Origin of the sequence: Nocardia sp. NPDC050717 (genome assembly GCF_040654275.1) — a bacterium.
Classification (GTDB): domain Bacteria; phylum Actinomycetota; class Actinomycetes; order Mycobacteriales; family Mycobacteriaceae; genus Nocardia.
Genome location: NZ_JBFAHR010000001.1, coordinates 1,200,881 through 1,219,149 on the forward strand (window position 1 = coordinate 1,200,881; position 18,269 = coordinate 1,219,149).

14 protein-coding genes are annotated in these 18,269 nt (G+C 70.2%); 4 read left to right on the forward strand and 10 right to left on the reverse strand.

Annotated features, from left to right (window positions below; translation table 11 throughout):
• Nucleotides 1–3: 3 nt before the first annotated feature.
• Both mtnA and AB0H56_RS05700 read right to left on the reverse strand, forming a co-directional pair.
• Nucleotides 4–1,854 (reverse strand): S-methyl-5-thioribose-1-phosphate isomerase, encoded by a 1,851-nt coding sequence (gene mtnA / locus AB0H56_RS05695; protein ID WP_357157607.1) that lies wholly within the window; start codon nt 1,852–1,854, stop codon nt 4–6.
• 149 nt (nt 1,855–2,003) lie between these two features.
• Complete coding sequence (locus AB0H56_RS05700) at nt 2,004–4,319, reverse strand: arylsulfatase (protein ID WP_357157609.1); 2,316 nt, start codon at nt 4,317–4,319, stop codon at nt 2,004–2,006.
• A gap of 267 nt (nt 4,320–4,586) precedes the next feature.
• Here AB0H56_RS05700 and AB0H56_RS05705 point away from each other — a divergent pair, with 267 nt between their 5' ends.
• From AB0H56_RS05705 to AB0H56_RS05720, 4 genes are read left to right on the forward strand one after another with little or no spacing between them, the layout of a single operon-like run.
• Nucleotides 4,587–6,164, forward strand: coding sequence for an ABC transporter substrate-binding protein (locus AB0H56_RS05705; protein ID WP_357157612.1), 1,578 nt, complete (start codon nt 4,587–4,589; stop codon nt 6,162–6,164).
• Nucleotides 6,161–7,120: an ABC transporter permease gene (locus AB0H56_RS05710; protein WP_357157615.1), complete on the forward strand. Its 960-nt coding sequence runs from the start codon at nt 6,161–6,163 to the stop codon at nt 7,118–7,120. The genes AB0H56_RS05705 and AB0H56_RS05710 overlap by 4 nt, the downstream gene beginning before the upstream one ends.
• Nucleotides 7,117–7,965: an ABC transporter permease gene (locus AB0H56_RS05715; RefSeq protein WP_357157618.1), complete on the forward strand. Its 849-nt coding sequence runs from the start codon at nt 7,117–7,119 to the stop codon at nt 7,963–7,965. Before AB0H56_RS05710 ends, AB0H56_RS05715 begins: the two co-directional genes overlap by 4 nt.
• Nucleotides 7,962–9,887: an ABC transporter ATP-binding protein gene (locus AB0H56_RS05720; protein WP_357157621.1), complete on the forward strand. Its 1,926-nt coding sequence runs from the start codon at nt 7,962–7,964 to the stop codon at nt 9,885–9,887. The genes AB0H56_RS05715 and AB0H56_RS05720 overlap by 4 nt, the downstream gene beginning before the upstream one ends.
• A gap of 50 nt (nt 9,888–9,937) precedes the next feature.
• On the opposite strand, the gene AB0H56_RS05725 is transcribed toward AB0H56_RS05720, so the two are convergent.
• The 8 genes from AB0H56_RS05725 to AB0H56_RS05760 form a co-directional block, all read right to left on the reverse strand.
• Nucleotides 9,938–10,096 carry a hypothetical protein gene (locus tag AB0H56_RS05725; protein ID WP_357157624.1) on the reverse strand — a complete coding sequence of 53 codons (159 nt, stop codon included), beginning with the start codon at nt 10,094–10,096 and terminating at the stop codon, nt 9,938–9,940.
• A 198-nt stretch (nt 10,097–10,294) separates the two neighbouring features.
• On the reverse strand, nt 10,295–11,044 hold the full coding sequence (locus tag AB0H56_RS05730) for an ESX secretion-associated protein EspG (protein WP_357157626.1): 750 nt from the start codon (nt 11,042–11,044) through the stop codon (nt 10,295–10,297).
• Nucleotides 11,031–12,362 (reverse strand): hypothetical protein, encoded by a 1,332-nt coding sequence (locus AB0H56_RS05735; protein ID WP_357157629.1) that lies wholly within the window; start codon nt 12,360–12,362, stop codon nt 11,031–11,033. The genes AB0H56_RS05730 and AB0H56_RS05735 overlap by 14 nt, the downstream gene beginning before the upstream one ends.
• Complete coding sequence (locus tag AB0H56_RS05740; protein WP_357157631.1) at nt 12,362–12,739, reverse strand: hypothetical protein; 378 nt, start codon at nt 12,737–12,739, stop codon at nt 12,362–12,364. The genes AB0H56_RS05735 and AB0H56_RS05740 overlap by 1 nt, the downstream gene beginning before the upstream one ends.
• Before the next feature lie 16 nt (nt 12,740–12,755).
• Nucleotides 12,756–13,346: a DUF3558 domain-containing protein gene (locus AB0H56_RS05745; protein ID WP_357157634.1), complete on the reverse strand. Its 591-nt coding sequence runs from the start codon at nt 13,344–13,346 to the stop codon at nt 12,756–12,758.
• A 480-nt stretch (nt 13,347–13,826) separates the two neighbouring features.
• Nucleotides 13,827–15,560 carry an NTP transferase domain-containing protein gene (locus AB0H56_RS05750; RefSeq protein WP_357157637.1) on the reverse strand — a complete coding sequence of 578 codons (1,734 nt, stop codon included), beginning with the start codon at nt 15,558–15,560 and terminating at the stop codon, nt 13,827–13,829.
• 1,563 nt (nt 15,561–17,123) lie between these two features.
• Complete coding sequence (locus AB0H56_RS05755) at nt 17,124–17,414, reverse strand: MGMT family protein (protein ID WP_357157640.1); 291 nt, start codon at nt 17,412–17,414, stop codon at nt 17,124–17,126.
• A gap of 3 nt (nt 17,415–17,417) precedes the next feature.
• Complete coding sequence (locus AB0H56_RS05760) at nt 17,418–18,209, reverse strand: alpha/beta hydrolase (RefSeq protein ID WP_357157643.1); 792 nt, start codon at nt 18,207–18,209, stop codon at nt 17,418–17,420.
• Nucleotides 18,210–18,269: the final 60 nt, after the last annotated feature.

The window sequence follows — 18,269 nt, forward strand, 5'->3', positions numbered from 1 at the left end:
GAGCTATCCGATCTCGAGTGGCGTGGCGGCGGTGCGACCGGTGCGGGTGATCAACTCGCACAGGGCTTCCAGGCATTCGGCGCGGTCGCGCGCCTGGGCAAGAGTGTCACCCCAGGTGGTGATTCCATGCCCGGCGATGCACAGAATCGGTGGGGCGGTGGGGTTCTCGCGCAGATAGGTCTCGATGTCGGCGCCGATGCGCGGTACCTCCGGCCAGTTCGGGAACACCGGGATCGCCACCGTGGACGGATCGGCGAGGCCGAAACCCTTGAGCAGTTCGTAGCCGCTGATCCGCAGGGGTGTCACCGCGTCGCCCGGCTCGGCGGCGGTGGTCGCCAGCGCCGTGGCGAAGGGGGAGTGCACGTGCACCACCGCGCCCGCGGGCCGCGTGCGATACACGGCGGTGTGAATGCTGGTCTCCGCGGAGGGTTTCCGGTGCTGTCCCGGCAGGGGCGTCGTGTCGGCCACGGTGACGAGCACCGTGTCGTCCTCGCGCAGTTCCCCTTTGGACAATCCGCTGGCGGTGATCAGCGCGTCGTCGCCGAGGCGAACCGAGATGTTGCCCGCGGTACCGGGCATCCAGCCGCGCGCGTAGAGCTGGCGGGCGATCGTGGCGATGGCACGGCCCTGCTCGGTACGGGCGGCGTCGTGCGTCGACGCCGAATTCGTCCGGTTGCCGGCGCGCGTCGGGTCGGTGACGCGGTCCGGCGCGGGAGTCGCGTGCTGTGCGGCGTCCGTCACCGGCGGCCGATCGGTGTCCACCGGTGGGCCGATGCGCGGCGAGTCGTTGCCGAGCGCCCGTCCGTTCGCGTCGAACTCGTCCGAATTCCGGTAGGCCAGACCGTTTTCCGTGACCACGGCGGTGACGAGCTCCGCCGGGGTCACGTCGAAGGCCGGGTTGAACACGGCGGTGCCCGCCGGCGCGGTGGCGACGCCGCCGAACCCGGTCACTTCGGCCGCCGCGCGTTCCTCGACGACGATCTGGGCGCCGGTGGCCATGCCGGTGTCGCGAGTGGACTCCGGCGCGACGACGACGAAGGGAATGCCGTGATGACGTGCGGCCAGCGCCAGCGCGAAGGTGCCGATCTTGTTGGCGACGTCGCCGTTGGCGGTGATCCGGTCGGCCCCGACGAGCACCGCGTCGACCTGCCCGGTCGCCATGGCCCACGCGGCGGCGGAGTCGATGGTCAGCCGGTGCGGGATCCCGGCCTCGGCCAGCTCCCACGCGGTGAGCCGAGCACCCTGCAGCAGCGGCCGCGTCTCGTCGACGAGCACGTCCGCGACGGCGCCGCGCTCGTGCAGCACCCGCAGCGCGCCGATCGCGGTGCCCACCGCGCTGGTGGCCAGCCGTCCGGTGTTGCAGTGGGTGAGCAGCCGCAGCGGACGCGCACCGCAGAGCCGCTGCACGAGGTCGGCGGCGTGCGTGGCGGCGGCCAGGTTGACCCGCCCGTCCTCGGCGAGCATGTCCAAGGTCTCGGCCAGCACCGCGTCGGCCCCGTCCGCGATCCGCGCCCGGACCCGCTCGACGGCCCAGGCCAGGTTGACGGCGGTCGGCCGCGCCGCCGCGATGCGGTCGGCCTCGGCGTGCACCGCGGCCACGTCGACCACGCCGTCGGTGGCGGCCCCGGGCATGGCCCCGATCTCGCCCGCGGCGGTGTGCGCCCTGGTGGCGATGACCACGCCGAACGCGCCCGCGATGCCGATCGCCGGCGCCCCGCGGATGGCGAGGGTCGTGATCGCCTCGATGATCTCGTCGACGGTGCCGAGGCGCAGCTGACGCACCTCGTGCGGCAGTCCGCGCTGGTCGATGGTGACGAGCGCACCGTCGTCCCAGGTGAGCGAACTGTCGTCCATGGATGTCCTCACTGCCTGTCCGTCATCGTGCCGATAAACGGTATCTGACCTGGTCGAGCCCGGGCGCCCCGGTCCCTCGTCCGGCCACCCCGCGTCGCGTTCGCGCGGGTGCGTGACGTGCTCGCGGGGTCGTGGCGGCGTCGGGTTCGCTATTCGGCGACGAACTCGGCCTCCCGCTCGACCGCGTCGATGGTCGCCGTCGGCACCTGGATCGGTCCCGGTGTGTAGGTGACCGCGCGCAGCGCGCCGGAGTAGCGGAACGGTCCACGGCGCTCGCGCAGCTCCCACGACACCGGACCGCGCGCGTCCACCCCGACCGAGATGCCGGTCCACGGCGCCATGCCGACCAGCTGGACCTGATCGGTGAGTTCGGCGAGCGGGGTGCCGTCCACCTCGATGACGAAGTCCCAGCGCAGCCGTGGCCGCACGGTGGCGCGCACCGTGATCTCCCGCGTCCCCACCGGGAGCGGCGTCCCCACCGAGTCGTATCGCCCGTAGCTGTTGACCCCGAGCACCACCTCACCGTTCTCGATGTAGAGCAGGTAGCCGCCGAGCGGGTCACCGTGCGCGACCAGCACGCCCTCCGCGCCGCTCCGATAGCCCTGCTCGGCGAGCTCGGCGGTGATGGCGAAGTCGCGATAGGCGATGAGCCGTTGCGAGCGGTAGCGCTCCAGGGTCGGTGTGCCGGGAAGCAGCCGCAGCGGCGCGGCGAACCGTGCCTCCGCCGGTCGCCGGCGGAACAGGTCGGCGCGGGTGAGCAACGGGAAAACGGTGTTGGCCCAGGCGGATTCGTCCCAGGCCGCGGCGAGTTCGGCGGCCTTGTCCGGGAACTCGGCGGACAGGTCGTGCAGTTCGGTGGGGTCGGCGCGCACGTCGAACAGCTGCCAGTGCGGGGTGTCGATGTCGGCGTCGCGTTCGTGCAGGGACAGCAACTTCCAGCCGTCGCGGTAATAGCCGCGGTGCCCGGTCATCTCCGAGTACTGCTCGGTGTGCGCGGTCGGCGCGGCCGGGTCGCGCAGTAGCTCGGCGGCCGAGACGCCGTCGAAATCCGTGGCGGGCAGTCCGTTACGGACCGTCGGCCGCTCGAGACCGGCCAGGTCGAGCAGGGTCGGCGCCAGATCGGTGACGTAGGCGTACTCGTGCCTGATCCCGCCGTCGCCCTCGCCGCGCGGCAGGCCCTTCGGCCACGACACCACCAGCGGCACCCGCACGCCGCCGGCGAAGGTCTGGCCCTTGTAGAAGCGGAAGGGCGTGTTCGATGCCTGTCCCCAGCCGCGCGGATAGTGCACGCCCAGCTTGGCGGTGCCGATCAGGTCCTCGTCGTGAGGTACGTCACCGACCCAGTCGGGGTCGTCGATGTGCGCGAACTCGGCGAAATAGGAACGGGTGCCCTCCGGCCCGCCCTCGGCGGTGCCGCCGTTGTCGGAGGTGAACACGATGATGGTGTTGTCGAGTTCGCCGAGCTCGTCGAGCAGGTCGACGATGCGGCCCAGGCTCTGGTCGATGCTGTCGACCATGCCCGCGTACACCTCCATATACTTGGCGTAGCGCCGCTGCTCGTCGGCGGACAGCGAATCCCATTCGGCCGCTTCGTAACCGGGCTCGGTATTGCGCGGCTTCTGTTCGGTCCCCGGCGGGAAAAGGCCCTGCGCCAATTGTTCGGCGAAGCGCCGCCTGCGCAGTTCGTCCCACCCCTCGGCGTACTTCCCGCGATATTTCGCCTGGTCCGCCGCCTTGGCCTGGAGCGGACCGTGCATGGCCACGTGCGCGAAATACAGGAAGAACGGCTTCGTCGCGTCGTGCGCGCGCAGATCCTTGATGTAGGACAGCGCCTTGTCGGTGAGATCGTCGGTCAGGTAATACCCCTCGGGATATTCCTCGACGTCGACCACCGAGCTGTCGGAGACGAGCTGATTCGGGTAGTAGAAGGAATTCAATCCTTCCAGCGACCCGTAGTAGCGGTCGAATCCGCGTTGCGTCGGCCAGGAGTCGCGATGTGCGGCCGGGTTCATGGTGGCATCGCGCACGAGATGCCATTTGCCGACCGCGTACGTGGCATATCCGTTGGCGCGCAGGATCTCCGGCAGCGTGAGCACATCGTCTGCCAGTTCCAGCCGCAATCCTGGATAGCCGGGATCGGCATTGGCGACGAAGCCGAAACCCGCGCGGTGGGAATTGATTCCGGTGAGTAATGCCGCGCGTGACGGCGAGCACAGCGGGGTCGTGTGATAGTTCGACAGCCGCACCCCGCTCGCCGCGAGCCGATCCAGTGTGGGCGTCTCGATCTCGGAGCCGAACGGGCCGATGTCGCTGTAACCCATGTCGTCGACGAGGACGACGACGATATTGGGCGCGCCCTCGGGAGCGGCAGGCGGTGCGGTCCACTCCGGCGTGGAATCGGCGGCGGTGCGGCCCACCGAGCCGCCGAAGGATTCGTAACCGCGAGCGTGCGATGGAACTGGCATGCCCGGCAGTAAAGGCGACATATCCGCTGGTCACCAGGGTTATATGCACGGTGCGTGGAATCGGTGACCCCCGCGCCGCGCCTTGTTAGCGTCACTGCCGTGCCCACGACCCAGCCCAGCTGCTGTTCGTGTCGCGTCCTGCGTGGCTGACGTCCGTCCGCTGACGTACGCGGCCGAACGAGCCGATGTCTCCCTTTTCCCCGGCGCGCCGAGTGCCGCGCCGATCGGCCCGCCCAGCGGGTCGACGTGTCTTCGAGGAATCCCACGATGAGTTTCACCTCCGGCGGTCTGGACCGCCGAAACTTCCTGCGCGCCGGTGGCATCGCCGCGGCCGCCATCTTCGGCGGCGCGGCGCTGGCCGCGTGCACGTCCGCGGTGGGGGAACAGAAGGCGGGCGGCCAGGATGCCACCCCCGTGCGCGGCGGCACCTTGAAGGTGGGCATCCGCGAGGATCTCGTCCCCGCCAACATCCTCACCAATACCGCGGCGACCCCGGTCGTCATCGGCCTGGTCTACGAATCGCTGATCCGCTATCCCAACGACAAGCTCGAGCCCCAACCGCTGCTGGCGAAGGCGTGGCAGCTCGCCGCGGACGGCCGCTCGATCACGCTGGACCTGCGCGACGACGTGAAGTTCCACTCCGGCAGGCAGTTCACCGCCAAGGACGTGGAGTTCTCCATCCGCACCTACGCCGACGCGAAATGGTCGGCGCAGCTGCGCAGTACGGCCGCCGCCGTCACCGGCTTCGACATCGTCTCGCCCACCCGTATCGTGCTCCAGCTGGCACACCCGCTGAGCAACATCTACGACCTGCTCGACACCGTGCCGATTCTCGACAGCGAGTCCATCGACCAGCTCGGCACCGGCGACGTCTACATCGGCACCGGCCCGTTCAAGTACGTGCGGCGGATCCCGAACTCGCAGCTGATCTTCGAGCGCAACCCCGAGTACCGGATCCCCGAACGGCCCTATCTGGACCGGGTCGAGGTCTCGATCATCCCCGATCCGCAGGCGCTGCTGAACGCGCTGAAATCGGGACAGATCGCCGTCGCCAGGGAACTGGCGTTCCGCGACGCCGAGAACCTGGGCAAATCGGGCGGCTTCCAGGTGGACAACCTCGAAGGCGCCGAACTGCAGATGTACGTCGGTGTCAATGTCACCGAACCCGCGCTGGCCGATGTCCGGGTGCGCCAGGCCATCGCCTACGCGCTCGACCGCGAGCGGGTGATCGCCGAGGTGTTCCGTGGCGCGGGCTATCCGCTCAATGTGCCGTGGCCGAAGACCTCACCGGCCTACGACGAGTCGCGCAACACCCGATTCCGCCGCGACATCGCCAAGGCCAAGGACCTGCTCGGCCAGGCGGGCAGACCACCGAAGCTGCCGCTGACCTTCGCGACCGCGCACGAGGAGGTGGCCCAGATCGTGCAGGCCAACCTCGCCGAGATCGGCATCGAGGTCGTTCTCGACCCGGTCGACAACGCGACCTTCGTCAAACAGCTCACCGGCCAGCAGTTCCGCGGCCTGTGGGTCACCGACCACTCGTGGGCCCAGTTCGTGCCGTCGACCCTGGCGGTGAGCGCCTACCCGTTCAACGCCCGCCGCAACGCCTCGCGCTACGACTCACCCGCCTACACCGGCGCCGCCGACGCGGCCTGGAAGCTGCCGCAGAGCACCGGACCCGACGCGGTGCGCGCCTACCAGGCCATCAGCGACCAGCTGCTGGAGGGACTGTTCCTGATCGAGATCGGCGTGCGGTTCCAGCAGTACTCCTCGACGAACAAGGTGCACGGTCTCGGCTGGACCAAGCGGCGCGAACCCGTCCTCACCGAAACCTTCCTCTCATGACCCGCTATCTGCTGCACCGGCTTCCCTCGGCGGTGCTCATCCTGTTCGCGGCCTCGGTGCTGATCTTCCTGCTGCTGCGGTTGGTCCCCGGCGATCCGGCCACCATCCTGGCGGGCAACGACGCGACACCGGAGTCGATCGCGGCGATCCGGCACCAGCTCGGGCTGGACCGCTCGATTCCGGTGCAGTACCTGGGCTGGCTCGCCGACCTGTTCACCCTCGACCTCGGCCGCTCCTACATCATCGGCGGGCAGATCACCGACCTGGTCGGGCGCGGGCTCACCAACACGCTGGTCCTCACCGTGTCGGCGCTGCTACTGGCGGTGCTGGTGAGCCTGGCGGTGTCGGTCGCCTCGGTGCTGTGGCCGAGCCGGTGGCTGAACACCGTTGTCGCCGCGGCCAATACGGTCGCGGTCGCGCTGCCGACCTTCGTCGTCGGCCCGCTGCTGGTCCTGGTGTTCGCGGTGGCGATCCCGGTCCTGCCCGCCGGTGGCGTGCCGCCGGACGGGTTCATCGCGCGTCCCGACATCGCGGTGCAGTACCTGCTGCTGCCCGCGATCTGCCTGGCGTTGCCGGTGGCCGCGGCGCTGACCAGGTTCCTCACCGAGTCGCTGCGCACCGAACTGGCCAAACCCTATGTGCTGACGGCACGTTCGCTGGGCGTCTCGCATCGCGAGATCGTCACCCGCGGCGCCCTGCGCAACGCGCTGCCGACCATGCTCACCGTGCTCGGCATCCAGACCGGCCAGCTGCTCGGCGGCGCGGTCCTGGTGGAGGCGGCGTTCGTGTGGCCCGGCATCGGGCAGCTCATCGAGCAGGGCATCAGCAGGCGTGACTATCCGCTGGTGCAGGTGCTGTTGCTGCTGTCGGTGGTGGTGTTCGTGGTGATCCAGCTGGTCACCGACATCGCCCACGCCTGGCTGGATCCGCGGATCCGGATCGGAGGACGATCATGACGGTGGCCGCGGCGGCACCGCCGACGACATCGACCCACGCGCTCACGGCCCTGCGTCGGGGGCAGGGTCTGGCCGGGGTCGTGCTCATCAGCGTGATCGCCCTGGCCGGCGTGCTCGCGGGGGTGCTCAGCGCCTACGATCCGCTGGCCCAGATCCCCGGCGCCAATCTGGTCGGCCCGAGCGCCGACCACTGGCTCGGCACCGACCACCTCAACCGTGACGTGTGGTCCAGGGTGCTGGCGGGCATCCGGGTCGACCTGGTGATCGTGGTACTCGCGGTGCCGGTCGGGGCGGCGATCGGCTCGCTGGTCGGACTCGCGGCGACCGTGCATCCGCTCGCGGACGTCACCGCGCAGCGCGTGTTCGACCTGATCCTGGCCTTCCCCTCGCTGATCTTCGCCATCGCGCTGACCGCGATCACCGGGCCGGGCGCGCACGCGGTGGTCATCGTGATCATCGCCGCCGAGATCCCGATCTTCGGGCGCCAGATCCGCACGGCCGTGCTCGCGGTGCGTGAACAGCCCTTCGTCGAGGCGTCGGAGGTGATCGGCGCCGACACCTGGTGGACACTGCGCCGCCACGTGCTGCCGCATGTGCTCGAGCCGCTGGGGGTGCAGTTCGCGCTGTCGCTGTCGGTCGCGGTGTTCATCGAGGGCGCGATGAGCTTCATCGGCATCGGGGTGCGCCCGCCGCAGCCCTCGCTCGGGTCGCTGATCGGTGAGTCCATCGGCAATCTCGACGCCAACCCGTGGATGGCGGTGGGCCCGTTGGTCGTCGTCGCAGGCCTCACCCTCGGATTTCTGTTGATCGCCCAGGCACTGGGCCGGGCAAGGAGAGTGACATGAGCGGCGACGTCGTGCTCGACATCGACGAGCTGACCGTCCGGTTCGGCGAGCGGATCGTGGTCGACGGCGTGAGCCTGCGGGTGCGGCGCGGTGAGATCGTCGCGCTGGTGGGCGAATCCGGCTCGGGCAAGTCGCTCACCGCGCGCTCGGTGCTCGGCCTGCTGCCCCCCGCCGCCACCGCCGCGGGCGCGATCCGGCTGGTCGACACCGACATCGTCGGTGCCACCGACGCGGAACTGCGCGCGGTGCGTGGCACCTCGGCGGCCATGGTGTTCCAGGAGCCGCAGACCGCGCTGAATCCGGTGCAGAAGATCGGTACCCAGCTGGTACAGGCCCTGCGGGCGCACGGCGTCCGCGACAAGAAGGCGGCGCGCGCACGCGCGGTGGAACTGCTCGCCGCCGTGGATATCCCGGAGCCCGAGCAGCGGCTCGACTGGTATCCGCACCAGCTGTCCGGCGGGCAGAAGCAGCGCGTGGTCATCGCCCTGGCGCTGTCCGGCGATCCGGACCTGCTCATCGCCGACGAGCCGACCACCGCCCTCGATGTGACGGTGCAGGCCGAAATCCTCGACCTGCTCCGAACGCTGCAGCGGGACCGGGGCACGGCCGTCCTGTTCATCACCCACAACCTGGGCGTGGTCGCCGAGATCGCCGATCGGGTGGTCGTGTTGCGGGCCGGCCAGGTGGTGGAGGAGCAGTCGGTGTTCGGGCTGTTCGCCGAGCCGGGGGCGGAGTACACGCGCACACTGCTCGCGTCGGTACCGCGGCTGCCCGGGACCGAGCTGTCGGTATCCGGCGCTCGGAACGGGCACAGCTCAACGGAACTCGTCGGAAGCAGGACGGCCGACGGGGTTGATGCCGGCGGCGGGGAATTCGAGCCGGCCGTCCTTGCAGACGAAATTGCCGATCCGGCTGTCGCGCACGACCTGTCCGCAGAGGGGAAAGCGGAGGGTAAGGCCGATTCCGTTGCCGGATCGGGCATCTCCGCCGCAGGTGCGCCCGGGCGCGCACGTGGCGTACTGCGGCGGGTGATCACGCATGGGCCCGCCGTCGTGGCCGAGAAGGGTGGCGGAACTGCCGAGGCCGAGTATCGCGAGGTCCTGCGCGTCGAGGAACTGTCCGTGGTGTACCCGGGGCGGCACGGCGCCCCGGCGTTCCCCGCACTGCACGACATCTCGCTCACCCTCGGGCCACGGGAAGTGCTCGGCGTGGTGGGGGAATCGGGGTCGGGCAAGAGCACCTTGGGGCGCACCGCCCTGGGCCTCGTCCCCGCCACCTCGGGAACCGTGACCCTGCAAGGGGTTTCGCTCGCCGGACTGTCCGCGCGGGAGGTACGCGCGCTGCGCAAGAACGTCGCGCTCGTGCATCAGGACGTGAGCGCGTCGCTGGACCCGCGCCGCAGTGTCGCCGACGCCATCGGTGAGCCACTCGCGGTGCATCGTGTCGCCTCGGGGTCGCTGCTGCGATCCAAGGTGGGTGATCTGCTCGAATCGGTGCGCCTACCCAGGGATTACGCGGAGCGCAGGCCGGGCGAACTGTCCGGCGGGCAACGTCAGCGGGTCGCGCTGGCCCGCGCGCTGGCCCTGGCGCCGCGACTCCTCGTGGCCGACGAACCGACCAGCGCGCTCGATGTCTCGGTCCAAGCGCAGGTGCTGGACCTGTTCGCCGACCTGCGCGCCGAATACGGCTTCGCCAGCCTGTTCATCAGCCACGATCTGGCCGTCGTTCATCAGGTCGCCGATCGGGTCGTGGTGCTGCGGCAGGGCCGGATCGTCGAATCCGGTGCGGTCGGCACCGTCTTCGCGGCACCGGCCCAGGAGTACACCCGCCGACTCCTCGACGCGGTCCCCACTCCCGATCCAACGGCCCGCCGCGCCCACGCCGAATCCGCGGCCCCCGCGCTGCTCGGCGTCGGCTCCTGACGTGGACGAGCCGCCGGAAGGGGGACCGGCGGCTCGTCGACACACGGAGATCAGTGCTGGCTGGGGCGGCGCGGTTCACGCCGATCTTCCTGGCCGGCTCGCGTCATGCCTTGCGATTCGTCGCCCATCTGCTCCTGTCGCTGGTGCTGCTGCTGCCGCGACATCTGCTTGGGCATTTTCTTAGGCGCTTTCTTGGACTTGTCAGCCATCTCCACACGGTCCTTTCCGAGGGATAGTGTTTCGCCTAACGCGCCTACGATAGCCAGCGGAAATGCGGTGCGATAGAGGTGTTCGGAAAATAGCGTGCGGAGCGGCGCGAATACGGCGTGTCCATTGTTCGATAATTCGATTCGGTGACAATATTTGCCCGAACATGAATTGTTCGGAAATCGCCTGTTGTGCGGGGGCTATTCGCCGCGATGGTGTCGCTGCGCACGGCGCAGCATCTGCCGGATGCCTGCCACCATGCGGGCACCGTCCAGCGGTTCGGCGATGATCGGATCGCCGGTGCGGGCGTAGTAGCGCCCGTCCGGATAGTCCATCCACCAGAACGTGCGCACCGCCGGTGCCGGGCGCGCGTCCACCGCGCCGCCCGCGTACGCGGCGATCTCGCCGTAGCCCGAGCGCGGCCGCCGGAACATGCGATCGACCTGCTCAGCCGCGGTCATCGCGCCCTTTCGGTATTCGAAGTGCTCGTCCTCTTCGGCGATCCGCGCCCGCCGGATCTCCAGCGGCGCCCGCGTGCCGGGCCCGCGTGCGGGCAGGGCCGCGACCGCGGTGTCGGCGACCTCGTCGGCAGCGCCCCACATGAGCACCACATCGCCGCCGGTGTCCTCGGCTGTGCCGGGTTCCTGGGTGAGCGCGGCGCCGTCCTCGCCGCGAATCGCGCCGTGGAACCGGATGATTCGCGGATCGTCTTTTCCGGCAAATCCTTTCGATTCGAGGCGGGCCTCCGGGTTCAGGAGCGTGTTCAGCGCCCGTTCGACGCCCGGCTGATATTTGTCGAGTAAATTCGCCACCGCGCGTTCGCGATCGCGGCGCAGCGCGTCGAATTCCTCGATATCGGTACGGAATCGCAGCGGATAGGGCAAACGGTCACGACCGTAGGCCGACCACAGGATGTCGAATTCCTGCCCGGTGAATCTACTGCTTGGCACCGTCGTCCCCGCCGATCACCGGTGGCACCGTTCTGATGTCGCCGATCCCGGTGAGGATCTCGCCGTTCTCCTGATTGATCAGATAGTCCGGGACGCCACGGTGTTCGTCGTCGTTCTGCCCGCGACCGGCACCAGCGCCGCCCATGCCGGGCATGCCCATCATGCCCGCGCGGCCCGCCGTGGCCGCCGCGGCCCGGCCCGCCGCCGCGGCCGCCGACTGACCCGTGCCGCTCGGGACGCCCGTCACCGAGCGACCTGCGCCCGGCGCTCCCGGAGAAGTACCGCCCCGGCCGCCACCACCGGTACCGCCGCCACCGCGCCCGCCGGGAGTCGTACCCAGGGGTGTCGCCGTGGCCGGGTTCTGCGCGGACGGAGTGCCGGTCGTGGGTGTAGCCGCCTGTGCGGTATTGGGATTCGTCGTGGTCGGTGTCGCCGCGGACGCCGCCGTGGTGTCGCCGTCGTCGGACGACGAGGTGTCGGTGTCCGGCGAAGCCGTATCGCCGTTCGTTGCCGTCGGGTCCCCTGTTTCCTGCGGTGCCTGGCCGTCCCCCGTGTCCTCGGGCGTCTGCTGGCCGCCGCCGGTGCCGGAGGTGTCGGTGTTGCCGCCCGTCGGGCCCGTGGTGCCGCCACCGGGGACGGACGGGTCCCCGCTGCCGTCCTCGCTGACGATCTTCGGCGCGGTAGGCATGAAGGGGACGCCGGTGTCGGATTGGACCGCGACTTGGCCGTATACGGTGCGGAGGATGCGCCGGGCTTCTTCCAGGCGTTCCGTGTCGTTGTAGTCGTCCGATTTCATGTCGCCGTCGACGGGGAGGGTTTTGCCGGTGAGTGTCGGACGCTCGGTGAGACCTGGCATCAGTGCTTGGGTCTGCTCCAGTCCGGTCTTCATCTCCTCGAGCTTGAGGCTGACCGCCAGTGCCGCCGCGGGCAACGCGGCCGACTGCTTCACGTAATTGCCCACCGCGGTGACCGCCGCAGATGCCGCTTGCCCATCCCAGCCGTCCGGCCCCGTGCTGACGGCTTCGAAGGCCTTGTTGAAGGTCTGCAAGGTGGTCGACAGGTCGGTGCTGATCTTCGACCACACCTGTGCGGCGCTCTGGACGGTACTCGGCTTCATCGCTGACACGGCAGCCAGAATTTCTGGCATCTGCATGTGGTCGTAGCTGTCGTCCTTGCCGCTGAGATGATTCGGCTGCGTCTCGCCCGCGAAGATGGTGGAGAACTGGCCCAATTGCTGGGTGAGATAGATCCCGCTGCGCTCCTGATTCCATTGCTCTTGCGCCGCAATCACTCTGGCCCGGTATTCCTCGTAGGTCATCAGTTCCCCCCGAGACCGTTGAATTGCCCAGCGTTGTAGGAGTCTTGGGCTTGGAAGTTGGCAACTGCCTTGAGGACAACCTCTTTGGCGGTCGTCACCGCCTCGATGTGTTTGCGAATGGTCTCGTCGAGCGAGCGGTCCCCGCCCGCTGCGGTCAGTGAGAACTTGTTCTCCAGAATCCTGCTGGAGTTGAACGAGCCGAAACCGGAAAGACGTTCGACACCGCGGATTCTCTCGAAGACCTTTTCGAGTGCATCGATGTGCTCGTCGCACACCCGCGCCAGGCCGTTGCCGACCTCAGGGTTCAGTGTCAACTGCCCTGAGTCCGCTTGGGTTTCCAGGCTCTTCCACTCGGTCGTGTCGATGTTGAAGGACAAGGCTGCACCCCCGCGCTCAGGACCGTGGCAAGTAGGAGGCGAACGTCTCGCTCAGGCGCCGGACCTCACTGCACGGATCGCCGGCGTTCTTCGCGCTGACACGGTTGCCGACGCTGAAATCGACCATCCCGCCGGGGACCTCGATGCTGAGGTAGCAGGCGAGGTCATTCGACGCGCCAACCGGTCGGGATTGCAGTGCCTTCATCGACCCCACGGTCGTGTCCACGTAGTCGGTGTAGTCCGTTCGGCTACGCGCCTCATCGAGGGTGTGACTCGTTGACGCCGCGGTGAAGGTGTAGGTCTTGTTCGCGTCCTGCCAACCGCAGACCTTCCAGTCCTCGAAGGCTACGCCCGCGACGTCCTTCTCCTTCGTCGAAGGATTGAGCCCCGCCGCCGACAGTGCCGAATCCGGCAACGTGCACGGATCCCACAGCCCCGCATCGGGCTCAGCCGAGTTGGTCGGCGCCGTCACCGCAGTCGTCCCCGGCTGCGCCGTCTCTCCCGGTTCGTCGCCCCCACACCCACCGACCAGCACACCCACCACCGCAACCGCAGGAAGAACCTTCCACCTAGCGCGCATCAGCGTCCCCTCCGTGTACTCCAGCATCCCCGCCACCGAGACCGAGAGGCCCCGCGACAACTCTGGCCGATCACTCTACCGGATCCCACCAAGCTCCATTTGCGCTGGTAGAACCGGCGAACCTCCCTCGCGCTACTGAGCCGCCACGTGGGTTCGCGGCCATGCGCACCGCCACCAGGCGCCGCTGTGCGGTGCCAGTCGGAGAACGTGCGCTGGTTGGACTCGGTCCCGGTGGGGTGATCCCGAGGTCGCGCCCCAGTAGTTGCCTGTGGGGAAGGGGTCGGGGACCTCGGCCGCTGTCGGACCCAGGGCGTTGGCGAGCCGGGTCCTGATCGTCTGGTGATTTCGGCGGCACCGCTCGAGCGGAACGAGGTATTCGTCGATCGATTCCATGTCGCCGCGAAGATCTTCCCCGAGCGCGAGAAACTCCTCCCACGAGATCGGGCAGATCGCAGGCTGCCGGTGCCGATGGTCACGTGCCGATGGTGGCCGCCTGCGGCGCCGGGTTCAGGCTGGTAGGGGGAGGAATTCGACGGTGGTGCCGTTGGGGGCGTTCGGGGGGACGATGACCAGGCCGTCGCGGTCGATGAGGCCGGCGAGGTGGGCGGTGCGGACGTTGGGGTCGCCGAGCCAGCCGCCTTCGGGGGCGTGGCGGGCGGGGGTGATGCGCTGGACGGGGCCCGCGATGTCGGCGGCGTTGTGCAGGGGGCCGCGGACGGCGCTGGGCGCGGGGGCGCCGGTGCGGGAGGCGACGATGGTGGGGGTGAGGGCCAGCAGGACGGCGACGGCGGCGAAGGGGTTGCCGGGGAGGCCGAGAACTGTTGGGCCGGTGGGAAGTTCGGCGACGACGGTGGAACCGCCTGGGCGCATGGCCAAGCGGGGGACGACGAGCCGGGCCTGCGCGCGGGTGAGGGCGGTGCGGAGCTGGTCGGCGGCACCGCCCCCGGTCGCGCCGACCACCAGCAGGAGATCGAAACCGGAGGTGGCGGTGAGCATGTCGTCGAAGCCGTGGGCGGTGTCGCGCAGGTGGACGCGGTCGACCACCTGGACGCCGAGGCCGGCCAGCAGGTCGGGCAGGACGGGGCCGATCGAGTCGCGGGTCTGACCGGCCTGCAGCGGGCCGGTGCTGCGGATCTCGTCGCCGGTCATCACGATGCGGGCCCGCACCGGGCCGCGGACCAGCGCGGTGGTGACCTCGACCGACGCGGCCGCCGAGCGCAGCGCGGTGCTCACCCGGGTGCCGGGCGGGGCGAGGAGATCGCCGACCTTCTGGTCCTCGCCGCGGCGGCGGATGTCGCCGCGGACCGGGGTGTCGGGGCGGCGGGCGAGAGTGTCGCCGGTGACGGCGGCGAACTCGTCGCGCAGGACCGACGTGGTGCCGTCGGGGACGTGCGCGCCGGTCGCGATCCGCACCGCTTCGCCGGGCAGGAGGCCGACCGGCCTTGCGCCACCGGCGAATCCGATGTCGCGGCGCAGCTGCCACGGACCGTCACCGCAGACGGCGTAGCCGTCCATCGCCGAGACGTCGAAGCGGGGCAGCGCGCCCGCGGCGACGAGCGGCGCGGCGAGCGAGGCGCCGGGGACCTCGCCGAGATCGGCCTCGTAGGGGACGAGCGCGGTGAGGCCTGCGCCGATGCGCGCCCTGGCCTCGGTGAGGGTGAGCGGCGTCGTGGCGACGGATTCGCGGGCGCGGCGGACGGCCTCCTCGGTGTCGCAGTCGGCGGTGCCGGGCAGCTCGACCAGGGTGGTCTCGGTGGGCACGATCGCCTTCATCGGCTGGTTCACCAGGGCGTCGAGTCCGGCCAAGGCGGCCGTGAGCGCCTCCCGCTGCCAGACCCCGACGAGGTATTGGGGCCGACCGGAACCGTCGATGGCGAAGACGGCGTCGGTGGTGGATTCGGTTGCGCGGAGGAGTAATTCGCGTACGGTGTCGGCGGTGAGGAACGGCATGTCGGCGGCCAGGACCACGATCCACGGCGCCGTGCCCGCGCCGAGTGCGGTGAGCCCGGTGCCGATCGCGGCCACGGGCCCCGATCCCGGCGGCACCTCGCGGACCTGCCTGATCCGGGCATCGAGCTCGGGACGATGCGGCCCGACGACGACGATCTCGCCGCACTCGCGCACCGCGTCCAGCGCCGCGTCGAGCATGGACCGGCCCCCGATCACGATCGCGGGTTTGTCGACCCCGCCCATCCGGCTGGCGCGGCCACCCGCGAGCACGATCGCGTCGGCGGCGGTCATCGGATTCGGCGTAGGGTTGTCGGCACGAATGTCATGCTAGCGGGGTGTGACAGCGCCGTTCGAGCGTCGGGGAACGGCGGCGTCGGCTCGGCGTGTGGTGTTCGGTGTTCGGCAAGGGGTGTGCATGTCCGGGGCAGGTCGAGGTCGTGGATCGGGGCAGCCGACGATGGTCGGTGACGTGTTCCGGGGAATCCTCGTCGTTGTCGTCACGATGGGCGGACTATGGGGCGCGCTCGGCGTCGTCGTCGGCCTCGTCGAGCGCGACATGGCGATCCTGGGCGTGTACATCGTGTGGTCACTCGTTTTCGCGATCCTCGGGGTCGCGGTGTTCTGGTGGATCAAGGTGTCCCGGACGCCTGGCCGGCCCGGGGTGAATCGTGCTGCGGGGGCCGCCTTTTCGCCGGTGCGTCGCCCCGGCGCCGCGACAGTCGAGCCGCCGGCCGGACACGCACCGGCCGGTCCAGCGCAGGCCGCGGATGCTCGCGGCCGAGCGATCCCCGGTTCGCCGCTGCCTGGCACGGCCCTTGGCTCGCCGCTGCCGGGTGCGGCCCATGGTTCGTCGGCGCCGGGTGCGGCCCATGGTTCGTCGCAGCCGGGTGCGGCCCTTGGCTCGTCGGTGCCGGGTGCGGCCCATGGTTCGTCGGTGCCGGGTGCGGCCCATGGTTCGTCGGTGCCGGGTGCGGCCCTTGGCTCGTCTGCTCCGGGTGTGGTCCAGGGCTCGTCGCTGCCCGGTGCGGTCCATGGTTCATCTGCTCCGGGTGTGATCCACGGTTCGTCGCTGCCCGGTGCGGTCCAGGGCTTGCCGCTGCCGGGTGCGGTCCACGGTTCGTCGGCGCCGGGTGTGGCCCATGGTTCGTCGGTGCCGGGCGCCGTCCAGGGCTTGCCGCTGCCGGGTGTGGTCCACGGTTCGTCGCAGCCGGGTGTGGTCCGTGGTTCACCGACGCCGGGTGCGGTCCGTGGTTCACCGACGCCGGGTGCAGCTCACGGTTCGTCGGCGCCGGGCGCGGTCAACGGTTCGCCGCCGTCGAACGAGGCCCTCGGCGGACCGCGGCGTGTGCCGGTGTCCGGTGGTCGGCAGCCGTTCAGCTCGACCCCCGGCGCCGCGTCGGGGCCCGGGGTCGTGGTCGGCGGTCCGAAACTGCCGCCGTACGGAGCACCGCCTCGGCCCGCGGACGACCTGGGGCAGGCACGTCAGCGACCGGGTCCGTGGCCGGGCCAGGCGCCGGATCGTGGTCAGGAGCCGCGGCAGGTCGACCGCGGTTCCGCTACCACCCGGGCGTCGCGACCCTCGTCGGGCGCCCCGCCGACCCCGCCCGCCGTGCACTCACCGTCAGCGGAAACGCAGGCGGACAACGCGTCCCGCCGCCCGGCCACACCACCGGCCCGACCGGTAGCACCCTCCGACCCGACCCTCCCGACCGGCACACCCCCCGTCGCCCCCTCGGACCCCACCATCCGCCGTCCCTTCCCCGCCGAACCACCCCTGGACAGCTGATCACCACGCTCTGGTGGCGGCATCGTGCGAGACGGTCCGCCACCAGAGCGTGGTGATCGGTTGTCCAGTTAGAGGCGGGCGGTGCGGAGGTCGACGCGGCCGTCGGTGATGGGGACGCCTTCTTCGGCGAGGAGGCGGAGTTGGCGGGTGGCCAGGTGGGCGGCGGGGCGGCCCGAGGCGCCGATCACGCGATGCCAGGGGAGGTCGGCGGAGTCCGTTCGCATGATCCAGCCGACCGTGCGCGCCGAGGAGAGGCCGGCCGCCTGCGCGATGTCGCCGTAGGTCGCGACCCGGCCGGGCGGGATCGCGGCGACGAACGCGCGCACCCGCTCGACCTGTTCCTCGGTGGTGGCGGCCACGGTTTACAGGAACGCGGCGATCAGCGCGGCCGACTCGGCGGGGCGGGCCTGGGCGACCATGTGATCGCAGTCCCAGACCTCGACGGTGAGCCGGTCACCGAGAAGATCCGAGAGCGCGCGCAGGAACTCGGCGGTCACGTACGGCGGATCCACCTTGGCGGCGCGCACGAGGACCGTCGGCAGGTCGGCGGGCGGCAGCGCGAACGGGCGCGCCAATTGGCCCCAATAGGAGGTGATCGCGGGCTGGAAGATCCGCCAGCCGACGCGGCCGCCCGCGGTGGGGACGAGATGTTCGGCGAGTTCGCGCTCGAGCGCCGCCGGGTCGACCTCGTCGGGGCCCCACGCGCTGTGCTGCTTGTCGGAGCGCGCCTCGGCCACGTCGGTGTAATCCGGCGAAGCGAAATTGGCGAGCGCGACCTCTTCGATGAGTTTCGGGTCGATGCCGATCGCCGGGTCGAGCAGGACCAGAGCCCGCACCAGTTCCGGATGCCGACGGGCCAGATGGATCCCGACCGCGCCACCGAAGGAGTGCCCGGCCACGACGACCGGACCGTCGGTCTCGGCGCGCACGAGGTCGGCGACGTCGGTGACGATCGTCTCGAAGTCCCACGGCGGCAGAGAGGTGGAGCGACCGTGTCCACGCAGGTCGGGAGCGATCACCCGGGCCTGCGGGAGATGCTCGGTGGCCAGGGTTTCCCAACGGTTGCCGTGGCCGGTGAGGCCGTGCAGCGCGAGGACGACGGGGCCGTCGGCGGGGCCGAATCGATGTACATGAAGCGGAGACACGAGTGCCATTCTGACCGGTCCCGGTCCGTCTCGCAGCGGGTACTTCCGACGGGGTGTCCTGGCGTGTCG

Bases quoted from the DNA above. Each gene is read 5' to 3' on its own strand.
- mtnA (WP_357157607.1), bottom strand. From the start codon at position 1,854: ATGGACGACAGTTCGCTCACCTGGGACGACGGTGCGCTCGTCACCATC.
- AB0H56_RS05700 (WP_357157609.1), bottom strand. From the start codon at position 4,319: ATGCCAGTTCCATCGCACGCTCGCGGTTACGAATCCTTCGGCGGCTCG.
- AB0H56_RS05705 (WP_357157612.1), top strand. From the start codon at position 4,587: ATGAGTTTCACCTCCGGCGGTCTGGACCGCCGAAACTTCCTGCGCGCC.
- AB0H56_RS05710 (WP_357157615.1), top strand. From the start codon at position 6,161: ATGACCCGCTATCTGCTGCACCGGCTTCCCTCGGCGGTGCTCATCCTG.
- AB0H56_RS05715 (WP_357157618.1), top strand. From the start codon at position 7,117: ATGACGGTGGCCGCGGCGGCACCGCCGACGACATCGACCCACGCGCTC.
- AB0H56_RS05720 (WP_357157621.1), top strand. From the start codon at position 7,962: ATGAGCGGCGACGTCGTGCTCGACATCGACGAGCTGACCGTCCGGTTC.
- AB0H56_RS05725 (WP_357157624.1), bottom strand. From the start codon at position 10,096: ATGGCTGACAAGTCCAAGAAAGCGCCTAAGAAAATGCCCAAGCAGATG.
- AB0H56_RS05735 (WP_357157629.1), bottom strand. From the start codon at position 12,362: ATGACCTACGAGGAATACCGGGCCAGAGTGATTGCGGCGCAAGAGCAA.
- AB0H56_RS05745 (WP_357157634.1), bottom strand. From the start codon at position 13,346: ATGCTGGAGTACACGGAGGGGACGCTGATGCGCGCTAGGTGGAAGGTT.
- AB0H56_RS05750 (WP_357157637.1), bottom strand. From the start codon at position 15,560: ATGACCGCCGCCGACGCGATCGTGCTCGCGGGTGGCCGCGCCAGCCGG.
- AB0H56_RS05760 (WP_357157643.1), bottom strand. From the start codon at position 18,209: ATGGCACTCGTGTCTCCGCTTCATGTACATCGATTCGGCCCCGCCGAC.